Source organism: Scytonema sp. PRP1, assembly GCF_036697665.2.
Lineage (GTDB): Bacteria > Cyanobacteriota > Cyanobacteriia > Cyanobacteriales > Nostocaceae > Kalymmatonema > Kalymmatonema gypsitolerans.
Map to the genome: position 1 here is coordinate 1 of NZ_JBAHYJ020000131.1, position 17,345 is coordinate 17,345.

A 17,345-nucleotide genomic window follows, 5' to 3' on the forward strand; every position below is an offset into this window, starting at 1 on the left:
GGGGGGCGTTTTTGTCGTGTTGGGAGGAACTTCAACGTACTCAATTGGTATTGGTTCGGAAAGCTCTTCCTTAGGCGCAAAAGCTCGCAGCCAATAATCGCTGCCAAGAAAGAGAATAGAGTGCAGTAGGATGGAAATCACTACACTAAAGACCAGATTCTCTGGGCGATCGCCTCTTGCGAAGCTGCGCCAAGTGTGATCGCTTCTGTAGCCCTGTAATCTATCAGACTTAGCCATGTTATTGTGCGTTGTTGACAGCACCCTCAACAGTTTATTTAACAATGTAGGTGTGGTGACTGGCAAACATCAGCAATGCCGGCTTGTTGTGTCAGACAATCTTTCATCTTAAAGATTAACCATCTGCATTAATGCGGTAGGATAGCGCGAACCAGCAGCTATTCCCTGTGGCATCATAGCATCAATTTGAGCTAATTCGTCTGCGTTCAGTTGCACATTCAACGCACCTACATTCTCCTGGAGGTAAGTTTGTCGCTTGGTACCCGGAATCGGAACGATGTCGTTTCCTTGTGCCAGCAACCAGAAGATCGCGAGTTGGGCAGGAGTACATTGTTTTTGGGCAGCCATTGTCTGCAATTTCTCGACTAACTGTAAATTGTGCTGAAAATTTTCCCCTTGAAAACGGGGAGCGTTTTGTCGCCAGTCACCAGAAGCTAAATCATTAGAGCTTTTGATTTGTCCGGTTAAAAAACCTCGCCCTAATGGACTCCAACAGACAAAACCAATACCCAATTCCCGACAAGTGGGTAAAATTTCAGCTTCCACATCCCGCGTCCACAATGAATATTCGCTTTGCAACGCAGTCATGGGATGAACAGCGTGTGCTTTGCGGATAGTATTAGCAGATGCTTCGCTAAGACCGAGAAACCGCACTTTGCCTTCACGTACCAATTCTGCCATTGCCCCAACAGTTTCTTCAATTGGTGTACTGGGGTCTACTCGATGTTGGTAGTAGAGGTCAATGACATCAACACCAAGACGTTTTAAGCTAGCTTCACACGCCGCACGCACGTATTCTGGTCTACCATTGACTGGCATCGCTTGACCGCTCTGACTAATTCCCCCTAATCCAAATTTAGTAGCAATAATTACCTGCTCACGTCTCTCCCGAATCGCTTTACCGACTAACTCTTCGTTATGTCCTCCACCGTAGGCATCTGCGGTGTCGAGGAAGGTCACACCTAAGTCAATTGCGCGATGGATCGTAGCAATTGCTTCTTGGTCGTCATAAGTGCCATAAATTCCCGACATACTCATACAACCAAGTCCAAGAGCAGAAACGCTCAGTCCACTGTTACCTAATTTTCTGGTTTTCATATTCATTTCTCCTGAAAGGTTAGACATTTGAAGCTTTATCTGTGTGCTTTGAAGTTTTATCTGTGTCCATCTGTGTCCATCTGTGGTTCCATCCTCTAATATCAGGTTCGGTTGATTACTTATCATTCCTGAAGAACCCCACCCCGGTTTTGTCTGACGCCAAAACCGCCCCTCCCCGCAAGCGGGGAGGGGATTAAGGGGTGGGGTGCAGTCAACGTGGGAATCATAACTCATTAGCCGAACATGATATAAATCAAGGAAGTTTTGAGAAAATGTGGATAACAATAAAAGCGATTACCGAACCGTATTGCACCAACTTATAACGACATTAAGCCAGTGGTTGCGTCTGTCGGCAAAGTAAAACGGCGGATGAAAAAGCGATTCGGGATATCTTTTTCTCGTCCTGGTAAAAGGCGATGACGGATACGCGCCTCAGTCACCCAGACATTGCGACCTGCTACAGTCAAGTTAACCGGTGACTCCATGTCTGCTGCTATGGTTTCCACCGCCTTGGGTTTAGTCGCAGGCGAAACAACATCGATACGTAGGAGGCGACCATTTCCACTGGCGATTGCGCGGAGCGCAGTGCCAGAGGCAATCGCACCTTCAGTAACCAGCAATCTGCCATCTGGTGCAAACTGCATCCCGTCTGGGTTTTCCAGCTTGCGCGCTAGAGGTATAGCCTCAACTTTTACACGTCCCTGGGATTCTTGTACCACCTTAAACAATTCCCCACTAGAGAACAGTCCCACGATAATGACACCATCCGGTCTACGGGCAATACCCGAGAGTCCTATCTCCTTGGTAGCCCAGCGTGTGTCCTCTGCCCAAATTTGAAGCTGAGTCGCCCCAGGTGCGAGATAGTAGATGCGGGGGCGCGAACTGTCGGTAAGGTAAACGCCGCCATCTGCATCAAGCGCCATGTCATTGCCAAAGCCACCATCAGGCATCAATGTTACACGCAAAACCTTGCCCGTGCGGCTATCGATTGCGAAAATCCGATGCGGACGGCGAATAGTTTCACCATTTGCACCAGGAACTCCAAGAAAGTCAGGAGAGGTTCCCCAAAGAATTCCTCGCCGTTCGTCTAGTCGTAAACTTGTAGCGGCAAAGATTTCGTCGCTTCCAGCAAAGAAAGTCTCGCTCTTGCCTTGGGGATTAATACGCAGTATCCGCCCGCTTGTGACCGAACCGACATACAGCGTTCCATCGCTAGCACGTGCAATTCCGTTTGGATACTGGAAATCACCAGGCAACTCGATAGGGGGTAGCACTTGTGCAGGCGCAGCGATAGACTGAACAGAGCTAGAGACAAACACCACAAGTGCAGCCGTAGAAAGGAATGTCTTAAGCATTAAATTTGACCTCCTCAAGTTCTTGCGATCAATTCCTCAAACCTGGAATAGTCCACCCGCCATCAACTAAAATGCTTTGACCAGTTACAAATGAAGCAGCATCCGAACACAGCCAAAGAACGGTTTCGGCGACTTCCTCGGGAGTTCCCAAACGTTGCATGGGAGTGTGAGCAATAAAGGGTTTGAGAAGCGCCTCATCATCACCAAATCGCCGCAACATTGGTGTATCTATGATGCCAGGGTTAATGTTATTTATACGGATGCCATGCTGGGCAAATTCAAGAACTGCTGGTCGTATCAGTCCATCGATTCCGGCTTTGCTAGCAGAATAAATGGTTGAACCAGCCAGCCCACCAACAGCAAGCCAAGAAGAAGTGTTAACAATAACACCACCAGTTTCCTGCTTAAGTAAGGCTTCGATTTCATATTTCATACACAGCCAAACAGCCTTCAAGTTGACTGCAACAGTCTGATCCCAGACTTCTTCTGTAAGCTCAGTCATGGGAGCGAATACCCCTTCAGTGCCAGCGTTGTTGAAGGCACAATCTAATCGTCCGTAGATATCCACTGTTTTGTCGATGAGCTTCTGAATTTCGGCACTATTGGCGACATCCGTCTGAATGAAAGTGGCTTCCCCATCGGCATTGGTAATCATTCGTACCGTCTCTTTACCTTCATCCTCACGGCGACTAGCAACGACAACGCTCGCGCCTTCCCTTGCAAATGCAATTGCAGTCGCACGACCAATACCTGAGCTACCCCCAGTGACTAGGGCAACTTTATTTTGGAATCGCATGATAATTCCCCTTTGCTACGTGGTGTAAATAACTTTTACAGCGGTTTGCATTTGCATTCGACACAATTCTTGTGGAGTGGACATTTTGTCCGCCGACACAATTCTTCTGGGGTGGACATCTTGTCCGCCGACACAATTCTTCTGGGGTGGACATCTTGTCCGCCCCCAATCCAGGACGGGCGAGACGCCCATCCCACAAGAAAATTAGCCACAAGAAAATTAGATTCTAATCCACTCCATTCAATTGAAAACCGCTCTAAAGACAAAACAGAATCCCCCAAATTTATCTGTGCGGTTATTCTCCATTCTGTGTTCTGCGTTCTTCTTTTCATTGTCATTATGCAATGACTCTCAAAGTTCTGTCCAAGACCTTTTTTGCGCTAAGGTGATACCAAATAGGTATCACCGCTATGGAACTGCGACAGATAAAATATTTCGTCACTGTTGCTGAGGAATTAAACTTCCGTCGCGCCGCCGAACGGCTGTACATGGAACAGCCGCCACTGAGTCGTCAAATTCGCCACTTGGAAGAAGAACTGGGTGTAGAGTTATTCCACCGTACAAAGCGCGGTGTCACCCTGACGGAAGCAGGACAAGCATTCTTGGAGGAGGCGCGGCTCACACTCACGCAAGCAGAACTTGCTGTACAAGCAGCAAAGTTGGCAAGTCGTAGCAAACAAACCACGCTTAAAATCGGGTTTTCAATTTGTACCTTTAATCGGCTACTGCCGGAAATCATACAAGCATTTCGCCAAGATTTTCCTAATGTAGAAGTCAATCTGCAAGAAATGACCACTGTAGCGCAAGTAAAAGCGTTGCAAGCAAGTGAAATTGATGTTGGGTTCCTGCACTTGCCTATCGATGCAGATGATTTACAGACAGAAGTCGTTATTTTAGATCAATTCGTCGCAGTTTTACCGGAAAATCATCCGTTAGCGAAACTACCCCAGTTATCATTGCGATCGCTCGCCGAAGAGCCGTTTGTTTTGTTCTCCAGACAAGCCAAACCCGATTTTTACGACCAAATCATCAATACTTGCCAGCAATTTGGTTTCACACCACGTATAGTTCAAGAAGCTACGCCGCCGGAAGTCGCGATCAGTTTTGTAGCGGCTGGGGTAGGAGTTTCACTCGTGACTGCTATTCATCAAGAAAAGCAGAACTCTGGTGTTGTCTTCCGAACGATTAGTGATGCGATTCCACCATTAGAAATTGCGATCGCTTGGCAACAAAATAATACATCTTCGGTTGTGCGCTCCTTTGTGGAGATGGCAAAGAAAATAAAATCCTCAAACTGAATGTTTTCTCTGTTCTGCCGTCAATTTTTTTGGAAATTAAACCACAGATGGACACAGATGGACACAGATAATTTATCTGCATCCATCTGCAGTTTGAAAGAGGCAAAAACCGGATTTTTGCAACAAATCTATTCTCACTTTTTCGCGTTATTCCCACTCAAGACAGGGTCAGAACTTGCTACGCTTGCAATGCAATCAAGCGTGCATACAAACCATTTTGATGCAGCAACTGGTGATGATTGCCAATTTCAACAATCTGTCCTTTATCTAACACAACAATTCGGTCAGCTTTACGGATTGTAGAAAGTCGATGGGCGACAACAAATGTGGTACAATTATTCATCAACCGTTCAAGAGCTTCTTGAATCAAAGCTTCCGACGCAGTGTCCACTGAAGCCGTTGCTTCATCCAAAAACAGCACTTTGGGATGACGAACCAAAGCACGGGCAATGGCGAGGCGCTGACGCTGCCCACCTGAGAGTTTTGTGCCATTTTCACCAATCAGAGTATCAAGTCCCTGTGGTAAGTTGAGGATAAATTCTAGTGCGTTAGCATCTTGGATTGCTTGGTGTAATTGCCTTTCACTCACCCCTTGCAACCCATAAAGAATATTTTCCCGCACAGTCCCCTCAAACAGAATCGTTTCTTGGGGAACTACTGACACAAATTGGCGATAAGTTCTTAAGTCCAGAGCGTTCATGTCTTGCCCGTCGAGATAAATGTGTCCTTGTGTCGGTCGCAGAAAACCAATCACAAGATTGAGCAAGGTGGACTTTCCGGCTCCTGAAGGACCTACAAACGCAATTGTTTCACCAGGAGTAACATGAAGCGAAATATTATCAACTGCAGGATGCTCGCTGCTAGGATAAATGAAACTGACAGCATCAAATAAAAATTCTCCTCGCACTTGCCTGACTGACTGCTTGCCTTGATTGAGTTCTATATCTGGACACTCCAAAATTTCACCCACCGAGCGAATCGACTCAAAACCTGTTCCAATCTGTGGTAGCACTGCCAGAATTTGGACGATGGAATTCGTGAGGGCGTCAAAATAACCTGTTAACAGAATCACGTCACCAGAAGTGATTCCCATCTTACCGGTGTAAGCCATATAAGCAGAGGTTACCAGACAGATGGCACTAAACAGGCGCAGTGTCACCCAGCTCGATGCATTAGTTATAGCGTTAATGCCATCTAAACTCATTGCCGCCCTTTTTACGGAGATCAGGCGCTGTTGTGTCCGATCAATTTCGGTTTCTTCGATCCCATGCGCCCGCGTAACTGGAACAAGCTTAATCATCTCAATCAGGTGAGAAGACATGCCCTCCATTTGTCGGCGGAAAATATGGTTTCGCTGTTGAATCGGCTTTTTGAGGACTTGCACTAAAATCACTGCCGCCGGTACTGTTGCAGCGAAGAAGAACAAAAACTTCCAGGCACGCATTGCAGTAATTGCGATCGCAATCAGAATAGTCAATAATGCTGAAGGCAGAAACTGAAAAATCGAGCTAGTCAGTTGCTGAATTTCTTCTACATCCCGCAGCAGCTTCACTTGTAGTACGCCTATACTACGCTGCTTGTAAAATCCGATGGAAAGCTGTTGCAATTGTCGCGTCAATAAATCACGCACATTAGTTTCCATTTGGCGGGTTGCTGCACTCAAACTCATGATGTGCAAATAGTGGGTGGGAATATTTTGGACGATGGATACGGCTAAAATCGCCCCATTCAGCCATAGCTGTGTTAGCGAATGCTCTTGAGGGCGAGATATGATATCGATGATGTTAGCAATGACAACCGGTCGAATCCACTCTGGGCTATGTTTAATGACGTAGAACACCATTGACAGTGCTAGCTTATCCCAGTCATGAGAGTACAGCAAAAGTAACGTTTTAAATGGAGCATGACTGCGGTAGAAAGGCAACAGCAGCTTTGTGTTGGATTGTCGCTTGTGGTTTGGTCCTTTCATGGATCAGCAACTTACAGTATTAGGATTTATTGCCAATCTTACTGGTCTGTAATAGAACAAGTTTTTTGATTCCTAGCGGGGCGCTTGACCAATTGTCCTTCCCATAGATAGTGGGAGTGGGATACGTCTGCTGGCAAATCGAAGGCTTTTCTTTAGGTATCTTGACTCTATACCGTCCAGACGGTATAGTATTTTTGTGAGGGGTTGCACTCCTCGAAGCAATCTAGATTTTGATTGCCGAAAACTTCATTGCTGAACAGTGCAATGCACCGCTATCCCCTGTTGCTCTTTTGGGCATTCCTATGGTTCCTAGCAAAAAGTCAAAATCTCGATCAACCACTCGTGAAACTCTCTTGCAAGCTGCTAGCCAGGTTGTGATCGACAAAGGTGTCGAGGCATTGACCTTGGATGCAGTAGCTCAACAAGCGGGAGTGAGTAAAGGGGGCTTGCTTTACCATTTCCCCAACAAAGACGCTTTGATGACGGGCATGGTGGAGCAACTGATTCGGGATTTTGAAGCCGTCCTGCAAGTAGAGTTTGAGCAGGATGATGCACCGGGAACACCGGGGCAGTGGGTGCGGGCATACATTCGAGCAACGCTACGGTTTAGCCAACAATCGCTAGCATTAATTGCCCGTCTTACCTCGATCGCGGCTGACTCGCCCAATCTGTTTGAAGCTGCCAAAGTTTATGAACAGCAGTGGCGACAGCGGATTGAAACCAGTGGAATTGACCCCACAAAGGCAACGATTATTCTGTTGGCGACTGATGGTTTATGGCTCTCAGAAGTGTTCCAGGTTGGCACTCTAGAGGAACCTCGTCTCACTCAAGTTGTGGAAACGTTGCTTGCTATGACGCGAACCGACCAATGAGTTAGCTGATTTTTTCAATCGGTTCCTGGGCAGTTGGGCGATCGCCGTTGTTGCCCCCATCATCGGTATTCATCCCAGACGAATACTCCTATTTTCATTCATCGGCATCACTCTCTATGGAGTGGTTACGGCTGTGGCGATAAGCTGAGTACAGCTTGCGCTTCGCTCACGCCTCGGGCGTGAACTGGTTCATGCACCATTAAGCTCCAACTCCAACATTCAGTTTCTAACTGATTCGTCACCCATCTGTCAGATCGCGAGAATCTGGCTCAGTTCAACCTGCAAATTTTTTGTTCATATACAAGGAAATTGCTCATGCAAGCCAATCAACCATCGATCACAACACCAATGACTGAACTGTTTGGCAATCCCTTTCCCTGGTATGCCAAAATGCGCCGTGAATCGCCCGTGTTCTATAACGCAGAGCAGCAAAGCTGGATGGTATTTCGCTACGAAGATGTGAAACAGGTATTTTCGGATTGGCAAACGTTTTCATCTAAAATTCCTCATCCACCAGAGCAAACCGATCTTACTCAAAGTCTGATCTCCACTGATCCACCCAAGCATCAATCACTGCGATCGCTCGTTGCCAAAGTATTCACTGCTCGTCGGGTAGAAGAATTAGCACCGCGCATTACTCAACTTACCCATGAACTGATCGATAAAGTTCATGGTCAAGAGCGGATGGACTTCATGCATGACTTGGCAATTCCACTGCCAATCATTGTGATCGCTGAAATTTTGGGTGTCCCCATTGAAGATCGGCATGACTTCAAACGCTGGTCAGATGGCATTGTGGTGTATGAGCCGAGCGCACCGAAAGCAATGGCTGACTACTTCCGACATCTGCTAAAGCAACGGCGACAAAATCAAAGCATAGACTTGATTAGTGATTTAATTGCTGCTCATGAAGCTGGTGAAACCCTGACGGCTCAAGAATTGGTCGATTTCTGCATGCTGCTGCTAATAGCTGGCAATGAAACCACAACCAACTTGCTGGGGAATGCTATTCTTTGCTTTAACGAATATCCAGAAGTTTTTGAGCGGCTGAAGCGGGAACCTCAATTGCTGCCATTGGCGATCGAGGAAGTATTGCGCTATCGCTCATCAATCCAGGGGATGGAACGGTTTACCAAAGTCGAAACCCAACTGGGGGGACAGACAATTCCAGCAGGACAAATGGTGATCGTTTGGATGGGATCGGCAAATCGGGATGAGACTCAGTTTGATCGCCCAGATGAGTTTGTGGTCGATCGCAACCCCAATCCACATCTGTCCTTTGGCAACGGCATCCACTTTTGCCTGGGTGCGCCCTTAGCTCGTCTAGAAGGCAAAATCGTCCTGAGTGCAGTGTTAGAACGCCTGCCAAATCTACGCATTGATCCAAACGCCACACTGGAGTTTATTCCCTCAACGGGGGTGCATGGCGTTAAGTCCTTGCCTGTCCTGTTGTAGTCACACAATTACTGGCTTCTAGCTGAATACCTCGAATACAACGAGAAGATAACCAGCGATCGGCTATCCTGAGTTTTCACGTCATGTGAAAAAACCAACGCAAAACCTAACCCCCAGCCCCATTCCCTGTTAGGGAATGGGGATAATTTATAGCGAATTTCCTTACAGGAGAGAGGAATGGAAGCTAGGTTTTCCAGATAAGAGTGAAAAGTAAGATTAGCTATCAGTATCACTCTCTATGGAGTGGTTACGGTTGTGGCGATGCTCCCAAACGGAGCCGCTTTGCGATCGCTTGTAAATCGCTTGTAAAGTAAAATGAGCGCGATCTGCCGAAGGCTCTAAGCGGATTTTCTACTGGTGGAAAACCCCTATTCCACCAGTATGACATAATAGCAATCAATAAAAAGCTACTTGGAATTATGGGTGTAATCACCAAGTATTATGTCTGGACAGAAGTGGACTGCAAACTATTGAAAGTTTGAGATAGTAAATTATGACAAATTCTCAACACAGCATCACAACGGCAATTAGCTGGTGTTTGGCTTGGGGAGACAAGCGACAACCCAAGTTTGATGTAACTGTTTTACAGCAGATGCGACAAGCTTTGAATGATGGAAAAGCTGTTCCAGAAGAAGTGCGTCCCCTTGTCGAACAAGTGCAAGAATTACAGAAGTTGAAATTTCCCGCAACACTAGAGGAACTCAAGGAGTTTACAGAGAAATATCTTATATTATGGCAATCTCAAATTGGCTTAGTTTATGGTGGTGCGACTAAGATAAAGCAATATGTATTTGAAGCGGCTAAACTTCAAGATATTCGCGGTGCATCAGCATTACTCGATAGAATTAACTTAGTTGATTTGCCTGCTTTTTTTAGTTGCGAACAACATCTAGATTATCCTCAGTGTCAACAAGCGTCAGATTACTGCCAACAAGTTAGAGAAGACTGGTTAGATAAATCAGAGAATTTTCCTCAGCTTTCAAAGACACTGATTCCAGAGTTAATCATCTACTCTACAGGTGGAAATATTCTGGCATTTTGTCCTGCTGACTTTGTAGATGATTTGGCTAATGCTATTGAAAAACGTTATACAGAAGAAACTTTAACAGCTAATTCCTGTGCCGTTGGAGCAATATTCAAACCTCTAGAAATTCGCTTTGGCTTGTTGCCACATAAAATTAATAGTGAGACATTTTGGTTAGAAAAATATCTAAACAATCTGGATAATCCATTAATTAAAGCATACTTTGAGCAAGCTGATACATCTCCAGAAGAAGCCTTCCAAGAGCGTAAGACATTCAATGAATTGGCTGGTAAGCTAGCATCTCAATTTAATCAGCGGCGGAATGGTAATAGTTTACAAGGAAGCGATAGAGCTTTGCGTTGTTATCCACCCGTACTTGAAACCCATCCTTATCTAAGACGAGATGAGGGCGATCGCCGTTCTGCTATTCTGCAAGCTAAGAGTTCTCCCGATGATCCAAGCCAAGGACTTCCAGGCGATCCTTGGTTTTCTGAAGCTTCAGCCCGTAAGAGAGTTGTAGGACAGATAGCTAAAAGAGATGATAGTTTTGTAAAATGGTATGAACAGGCAGGTTTTGAGTGGGAACCTGGTGAAAAAGGTATCGACAGTTGGGTTAATAAATTTGAGAGATTTCTATACGAAACTCCACACAAATATTACGGCAAAATCCGTTCAGAAAATCTTCATCCTAGCCGAGTCAAAGAAGCCCGTTCTGTAAGAGAAATTGGTGATGCTAGTATCCCTCCAGGTTTTGTTGCCTATATTTATGCAGATGGGAACAACATGGGTGGATATATTCAGAAAGAAATCAAAAATCCAAAAGACTACCAGCGTTTTAGCCGAGATATTTTTGATGCAACAGAAAAATGTGTTTACGCTGCTTTAACAAAACATCTCCAACCTCATAAATTAAATCCCAATTTGCAATCTGAAAGAAACAGTACAAAAGAAGTTTGGATTCATCCCTTTGAAATTTTGACTATTGGGGGGGATGATGTGATGTTGATTGTACCAGCGGATAAGGCTTTGGCTATTGCCCAAACTATTGGTGAAGAATTTGAAAATGAACTTTTGCGTAAAGAGGGCGAGCGCTACAAATCTGACAAGGAATATAATCCGCAAATTGTACATCGTTATCAGGGAAAAGGTTATCAGGGAAAAGAACCACCTTCCGGTAAGAATCAATGCAAGTTGAGTATGTCAGTAGGAGTGCTGATTACCGCTGAAGACACACCAATTTACTATGCTGAAAAGCTCACCAGTCAGTTGCTAAAATCTGCTAAAAAGCGCGCAAAAGACCTAAAAAAACAAGATTACTACAGTGGGACAGTGGACTTTTTGGTGATGAAAGCTGTAACCATGATTTCTTCAAATATAAGCGAATTTCGCTCTCAAGGATTAACAAAATCTGGACTGGGACAGCAAAAACTGAAACTATATGCTGCACCCTACACCTTACATGAATTGGGTGGACTTTTGGAAACTGCTAAGGCGCTAAAAGCAGCAGAATTTCCCAAGTCGCAACTCTACCAAATCCGCAGCTTGCTAGAACGGGGTAAACAGACAGCGATACTCAATTATCGCTACTTCCGAGTGCGGCTTCAACATGGACAAAACGAACTTCAAGAAAAATTTGAAAAGGCTTGGTGTGAAGCTTTAACTAATGGTGGTAACTTAGCACCTTGGATGACAGATAAAAGAACAATACACAAAAACTTAACGTTGTTACTCTTGTTTGAAACCTTTTCCCAGGAACAGTTTAAGTTGCAGTACGCAGTTCTATCTCTGTTGAAAAAATCTGACTATGAAACTATCTGGCGTGAGTTAGTAGATTTATACCCATTCATTGAAAAACCACAGAACCCATCAACTCGTCCCGAATCACAGCAACAAACAGTGCAATCATGATTTCCTTACAAACTTTAACCGAAAATCAAGTTACAACAATTTCTTTAACAGCAGTTATTGACACTGCATTATGTGTTGGTGCTGGTGGTTCTGATGGTTCTCTTGCAGACAAACCCATCGTCCGCAATGCGAGAAGACAGTTAATAATTCCTGCTTCGCAACTCAAGGGGAGACTGCGCCATGAATGCGAAAAGCTGGCTAGGGGATTAGGATGGCAAATTTTTGAATCACCCGGTGCGGAAACACTTTGTCCTAGAGAAGAACAAGTAGGAAGCCAGTTCCGAGAAAGATATCAAATTGCAGGTTACAAAGGGTATCACTGTTTAATTTCTCAGATATTTGGTAATCCCATACTGCCATCACGAATTATAGTCGATGACTTGATTTGCCATCTAGAAGCAGAGGATTTACCAGAAGTGCTACGTCCTGGTGTCACTATAAACCGCCGTCGCCGCATAGCAGAAGACCAAAAACTTTACTTTCTAGAAACTTCCCCAGTCAACACTCATTTGGAATTTACAGGGGAAATTCATCTGTTACCAGACTGTCCACCATACGCCAAGGCATTGATTTTAGCCGGCTTGCGGCATATCCACGCCTTTGGCGGAAGTAAATCTGTTGGGTTGGGTTGGCTGAGATGGAAAGAACTCGAAACACTCCCAAAAGATGATTCAGCCTGGGAGAAACTACTACCGGAGGCTAAGTCATGAAGCGGATTAAATTAGAGATTACCACTTTGTCTCCATTAGCGATCGCCGGGAAAAAACCTGGTTCTGTAAGTGAAGTTGAAGACCATATTCCAGGTTCAGTGATTCGAGGAGCGATCGCTTCTCAAATTCTACAACTCTCCAACCAGCAAACACCAGGCATAGCAGAACAAAACTTAACAGCAGGTGGTGGTGACTTTGAAGCACTGTTTTTGGGTGATGAACCTGCCATTTTCCAAAATGCTTATCCAGCTGTAGCTAAGATGGCAGATGAGTTTAATTCTACTAAAAAAAAGCCAGACTTAATTTCCCAGGTTGTGACCGATGAGATAATGGTTCTACCCGCAACAGCCGTAAGTTCTAAAACAAACCCAGGTTTTCAACCCAAAGGTAACGGGGTTTTTGATACTCTGATTGACCGCTTCTGTGCAGATGCATATAATTTTCCTTACGACCCTAGCGATCCAAAATCTCTAAAAGACAAAACAGATGCGCGGGTTGAACCTTTTGGCGGCTTCTACAGCAAAACTAACGATAGTGAAATTAAATATCAATATCGCACTCATTCTACTAGCACTCGCTTCCTAACAAGGGTGGGAATTAACCGCCGACGCGCCACATCTGAGGATGATATTCTCTACAGTCTTGAAGTTTTAAATGAGTCATTTGTAGAAAATCCCCTTGCAGGATCTACCAAAAACTGGAATCCCATTGTTTACCGCAGTGCAATTCTAGTTAAAGACGCAGAATTAGCCAAGTCTCTAGAAAATTTCATCAATCAAAATTCTCATCTCTTTCGTTTAGGTGGAGCAACTTCGCGGGGTCTAGGGAAGGTTACAATCAAAGCAGAAGTTGAAGATGCTTCAGCAGATGTCGAAGCTAGAATCAGTGAATTTAAAGAGAAACTTCAGCAACGCTGGGAACTTTGGTCAGTCTTTGGTAAGCCAGAAAAGAATATATTAGAACGTACCTATTTTACCATCGACCTCCAAGCCGATGCCATCCTCATAGAAAACTGGCGACGCACCACAGTGATTTCACCACAGATGTTATGTCAAGCTGTGGAATTAGATGATGAATATTCCCAACCTAGTAAAGAACAACAGGAGGATTTTCTCAAATTGGAAGTAGCGTACAGCAGCTATAACTATCGTTCTGGTTGGAATGCAGCTTGGGGGTTAATGAAAGATATAGAATTAGTCACAAATCGAGGTGCTGTATATTTATTTAGCACAACTCAACCAAATTTATGGATGGATAAATTAAAGGAATTGGAACTGAAAGGAGTAGGCGATCGCACTTGTGAAGGCTTCGGAAAAGTTCAAATTTGCAACCCATTTCATCTTGTCATGCGAGAGGAGGCAGTATGATACCTATAGAATCAAAAACAGAGTTACAAGTTCAAAAAGGGATTCGCCAAGCTGAAGATGAACTAGTAATCTGGATTCAAGAAGCTTTAGATAAAGCAAAATATGGCGATTTAGAAGAATCTCAGTTTCGTAACTTAGTGCGTGTTTCTGATACGACTGAAAGTGTAGAAGCAATTAAAAACTTCATCCGTTATCAAGTAGGTAGAGATAAGAAATGGGGAAGAGGGAAAGAATCACTAGCTGAGAAAATTATTGAAGATATTGATAGCAATATCAAGAAAACTGCTCAAATAATTGCCGAGTGTTGTCAAACAGATTTTAAACCGATTTGGCTAGAATTGATTCGTCGTTATTTAGGCTATGGTGCGCGTCATTTAAAGTATTTACGAGACAAAGATAAACCCTAAATATTGAAATTGCCAAAATTATATAGGAGACAATTAGAATTATGCCAAAAATTCTTTTAGTTACAGTCGGTGGTTCTCACCAACCTATCGTGACTGCTATTGGAGAACTTCAACCTGAGCGTGTTGTTTTTCTGTGTTCTGATGGTAGTAAGGGTAGTAAATCCCAAGTTATAGGAGAAGGAACTCCTTGTGAAGTCAGGCGTGGAACCGAAGTCATTGAAAGGCTACCTAATATTCCCAAGCAAGTAGAACTAGGCGATCGCTTTCTACCAGAAAGAGACTTGATTTTAATTCAAGAGCCAGATGACTTATCAGAATGTTATCTGAAAGCCTCATTATATATTCAGAACATTCAAAGAGAGTCGCCAAATGCTCACATTATGGCTGATTATACAGGCGGTACCAAATCTATGTCTTTAGGTTTGGCAATGGCAGCAGTTGATTATCAAGTCACATTATATGTAACTACAACCGCCCGTACAAACATTATTAAAGTTGAAAGAGGAGAATTGACGGGACAAGCTAGTGTAGCACCTGTAGTTGCACAGCGTACTATTGAACAATTTGTACCAATTTTTTTACAACAGTACAATTATCCAGCAGCAATCGCGCAACTAAAGCGACTCCTGTCTTCAATGGTACTACCACCAGATACTAGACGAAAGATTCAAACATTATACGCTTGCTGTTCCGGTTTAGATGCTTGGGATCGATTTGAACACAGGGAAGCTTTGGAATTATTAGAACCTCAAATGAAAAATCCTGAAATTCAAAAACTAGCCCTATTTCTCAAGCGTGTTATTAACAGTCGAGGACAGATAGATCAAGATTTTGATTCGAGTAACGGTATACAAGGACACGGTTATGAAGTTGTTCAAGACTTACTACGAAATGCCGAAAGGCGTGCTGCTCAAGAACGTTACGATGATGCTGTTGGAAGACTTTACCGAGCTTTAGAATTATTAGCTCAAATTCATCTGTTGAAATCTTATGGTATCAGAACAGGTGATGTTAATACTCAGCAACTGCCAGAATATCTGCAAGAGGAATATGAGAAAAAGCGCTCTCCTATTAAGAAATTGATTCAACTTTCTTTAAGAAGTAGTTACGAGCTTTTAAATAAACTTCCTAATGACCCTATAGGAAAGCTTTATCAGGAAAACGCAAACAAAATTATTAATGCTCTCGAAGTTCGTAATAACTCACTTTTCGCTCATGGATTTCAACCTATTACTAGTAATAATTATCAAAAAGTAAGCGAAGCCTTCGTCATTTTTATTCAATCTGCTCTTACAACTATTATTCCACCTAGATTGCAATTACAGCCACCACAATTCCCCAAGAATTTTGAAATTTAACCACTATGTTCGACACTTTCAGAAATCGCCTAGAAATTACAGGCACACTAACTACAATAACAGCATTACGTATTAGTGCAGGTCGCTCTAGTGAACCCATTGGTTCTGATTTACCCGTCATCAAAGATGCTTTGGGTAATCCTTTAATACCAGGTTCTAGCTTTAAGGGTGCATTACGATCGCGCTTGGAAAGTTTCCTCCGTGGTATTGTGGGAAGCGATCGCAAGCTTGTAGCTAACCCAGCTATTGAAGATGAATGGTCAATTACATCTCAGGAAATGAAGCAGTTAAAAGAGAATTACGATAATGACGAGGTTTTGACTGCGGAAATTATTAAGCATACAGATTTAGTTTCTCACCTCTTTGGTTCTCCTTGGCTAGCTAGCAAATTCCAAGTGCGGGATTTAACAGTCGTACCTGACACCTGGTTTGGACAATACCAAGAAAGAGATGGTGTCGCGATTGACAGAGATACGGAGACAGCAGCAGATGGTAAACTCTACGACTTTCAAGTGGTTCCAGCAGGAACGCAGTTAGAGTTTAGGGCTGTAGTAGAGAATGCTGAAGAATGGGAATTAGGATTGTTGATGATTGGTTTGCACCAGTTTGAAACAGAACAGATACCTTTGGGCGGTGGGCGATCGCGTGGTTTGGGTGTTGTTAAGCTGGATATTAACGAGATGCTTTGGTTTGACTATCCCGCAGACCAACCGCAGTTATTACTAGATTATCTTAAAAAATTGGTTATGGGAGATAATAGTGCCTATGAAGATGCACGGGATTTTAAAGACCATTGGGTACAAAAGTTAATAGAACATCTTGAGAGTAAAGCATCTCAGAAAAATAACACTGAAGCTAAGAGGTAAATATGGCTTTTAGTAGCTACAAAACTATTGGTGAAGTTCTCAAAGCATTTCAAGTTATCTACACCGAAGCTAATTTCGTAGGCGAAGTAGAATTTAATATACCTGATTATTTCCGGGAAGATTTAGAAACAATGATGCGGGATGGTGTGGTTGATAACTCAGAGTTCGCTATTTGTGAAAATCTCATTTATCCAGTCCTCAAAGAAATTTGGAAATGCTACCGCAGCAAGTTTATTCTTTGGAGTCACCAGTCACTCAATTATGATGAAAAACTATCAGGCTTTCCTGAGTATATTCTTGCAAAAAAGTCGCCTCTAGGAAAAGTTGTTTTTGACAAACCATACTTCATCTTAGTAGAAGCTAAGCAAGATAACTTTGAAGCTGGTTGGGCGCAGTGTCTAGCAGAAATGATTGCTGCTCAGAGATTGAATGATGAATTACAAATCGTTATATATGGAATTGTTTCTAATGGGGGAACATGGCAATTTGGCAAGCTGGAAGCAAACATATTTACCAGAAATATCGTTCCGTACACCATTTATGAGCTAGATAAACTTTTTGCTGTTGTTAATTATGTATTTCAACAATGCGAATTCCAACTCAACGCACTAATAGCTGCTTAATG

Annotated in this window: 16 protein-coding genes; 10 read left to right on the top strand and 6 right to left on the bottom strand. The window is 43.6% G+C overall.

Going from position 1 to position 17,345, the window contains the following annotated elements; all coding sequences use genetic code 11:
- The 4 genes from V5G28_RS33905 to V5G28_RS33920 all read right to left on the bottom strand — a co-directional run.
- A partial coding sequence (locus V5G28_RS33905; protein ID WP_332988901.1) for a hypothetical protein occupies positions 1–237 on the bottom strand: 237 nt, incomplete at its 3' end.
- Between the two features lie 108 nt (positions 238–345).
- Complete coding sequence (locus V5G28_RS33910) at positions 346–1,335, bottom strand: aldo/keto reductase (RefSeq protein ID WP_332988903.1); 990 nt, start codon at positions 1,333–1,335, stop codon at positions 346–348.
- 317 nt (positions 1,336–1,652) lie between these two features.
- Positions 1,653–2,690 carry a Vgb family protein gene (locus tag V5G28_RS33915; RefSeq protein WP_332988905.1) on the bottom strand — a complete coding sequence of 346 codons (1,038 nt, stop codon included), beginning with the start codon at positions 2,688–2,690 and terminating at the stop codon, positions 1,653–1,655.
- A gap of 28 nt (positions 2,691–2,718) precedes the next feature.
- Positions 2,719–3,486 (bottom strand): glucose 1-dehydrogenase, encoded by a 768-nt coding sequence (locus tag V5G28_RS33920; RefSeq protein WP_332988907.1) that lies wholly within the window; start codon positions 3,484–3,486, stop codon positions 2,719–2,721.
- Positions 3,487–3,896: 410 nt separating this feature from the next.
- On the opposite strand from V5G28_RS33920, the gene V5G28_RS33925 reads away from it, so the two are divergent.
- Complete coding sequence (locus tag V5G28_RS33925) at positions 3,897–4,784, top strand: LysR family transcriptional regulator (RefSeq protein ID WP_332988908.1); 888 nt, start codon at positions 3,897–3,899, stop codon at positions 4,782–4,784.
- A 178-nt stretch (positions 4,785–4,962) separates the two neighbouring features.
- Here V5G28_RS33925 and V5G28_RS33930 read toward each other — a convergent pair whose 3' ends face one another.
- On the bottom strand, positions 4,963–6,753 hold the full coding sequence (locus V5G28_RS33930; RefSeq protein WP_332988910.1) for an ABC transporter ATP-binding protein: 1,791 nt from the start codon (positions 6,751–6,753) through the stop codon (positions 4,963–4,965).
- A 230-nt stretch (positions 6,754–6,983) separates the two neighbouring features.
- On the opposite strand from V5G28_RS33930, the gene V5G28_RS33935 reads away from it, so the two are divergent.
- Both V5G28_RS33935 and V5G28_RS33940 read left to right on the top strand, forming a co-directional pair.
- Positions 6,984–7,625 carry a TetR/AcrR family transcriptional regulator gene (locus V5G28_RS33935; RefSeq protein WP_332988912.1) on the top strand — a complete coding sequence of 214 codons (642 nt, stop codon included), beginning with the start codon at positions 6,984–6,986 and terminating at the stop codon, positions 7,623–7,625.
- Between the two features lie 315 nt (positions 7,626–7,940).
- A complete protein-coding gene (locus V5G28_RS33940; protein ID WP_332988915.1) occupies positions 7,941–9,080 on the top strand; it encodes a cytochrome P450 in 1,140 nt (379 codons plus the stop codon).
- Positions 9,081–9,327: 247 nt separating this feature from the next.
- Here V5G28_RS33940 and V5G28_RS33945 read toward each other — a convergent pair whose 3' ends face one another.
- Positions 9,328–9,468, bottom strand: a complete 141-nt coding sequence (locus V5G28_RS33945; RefSeq protein WP_332988917.1) for a hypothetical protein — start codon at positions 9,466–9,468, stop codon at positions 9,328–9,330.
- 105 nt (positions 9,469–9,573) lie between these two features.
- Between V5G28_RS33945 and cas10 the strand changes: the two genes are divergently transcribed.
- From cas10 to V5G28_RS33980, 7 genes are read left to right on the top strand one after another with little or no spacing between them, the layout of a single operon-like run.
- Positions 9,574–12,012 carry a type III-B CRISPR-associated protein Cas10/Cmr2 gene (cas10, locus tag V5G28_RS33950; protein ID WP_332988919.1) on the top strand — a complete coding sequence of 813 codons (2,439 nt, stop codon included), beginning with the start codon at positions 9,574–9,576 and terminating at the stop codon, positions 12,010–12,012.
- Positions 12,009–12,722 carry an RAMP superfamily CRISPR-associated protein gene (locus V5G28_RS33955; RefSeq protein ID WP_332988921.1) on the top strand — a complete coding sequence of 238 codons (714 nt, stop codon included), beginning with the start codon at positions 12,009–12,011 and terminating at the stop codon, positions 12,720–12,722. The genes cas10 and V5G28_RS33955 overlap by 4 nt, the downstream gene beginning before the upstream one ends.
- Positions 12,719–14,089, top strand: a complete 1,371-nt coding sequence (gene csx10, locus V5G28_RS33960; protein WP_332988924.1) for a type III-D CRISPR-associated RAMP protein Csx10 — start codon at positions 12,719–12,721, stop codon at positions 14,087–14,089. The genes V5G28_RS33955 and csx10 overlap by 4 nt, the downstream gene beginning before the upstream one ends.
- On the top strand, positions 14,086–14,496 hold the full coding sequence (locus V5G28_RS33965; protein WP_332988926.1) for a hypothetical protein: 411 nt from the start codon (positions 14,086–14,088) through the stop codon (positions 14,494–14,496). Before csx10 ends, V5G28_RS33965 begins: the two co-directional genes overlap by 4 nt.
- 41 nt (positions 14,497–14,537) lie before the next feature.
- Entirely contained in the window at positions 14,538–15,854 is a 1,317-nt protein-coding gene (locus V5G28_RS33970; protein ID WP_332988928.1) for a TIGR02710 family CRISPR-associated CARF protein, read from the top strand.
- Positions 15,855–15,859: 5 nt separating this feature from the next.
- Positions 15,860–16,720 (top strand): type III CRISPR-associated RAMP protein Csx7, encoded by an 861-nt coding sequence (gene csx7 / locus V5G28_RS33975; RefSeq protein WP_332988931.1) that lies wholly within the window; start codon positions 15,860–15,862, stop codon positions 16,718–16,720.
- 2 nt (positions 16,721–16,722) lie between these two features.
- Positions 16,723–17,343, top strand: coding sequence for a hypothetical protein (locus tag V5G28_RS33980; protein ID WP_332988934.1), 621 nt, complete (start codon positions 16,723–16,725; stop codon positions 17,341–17,343).
- Positions 17,344–17,345: the final 2 nt, after the last annotated feature.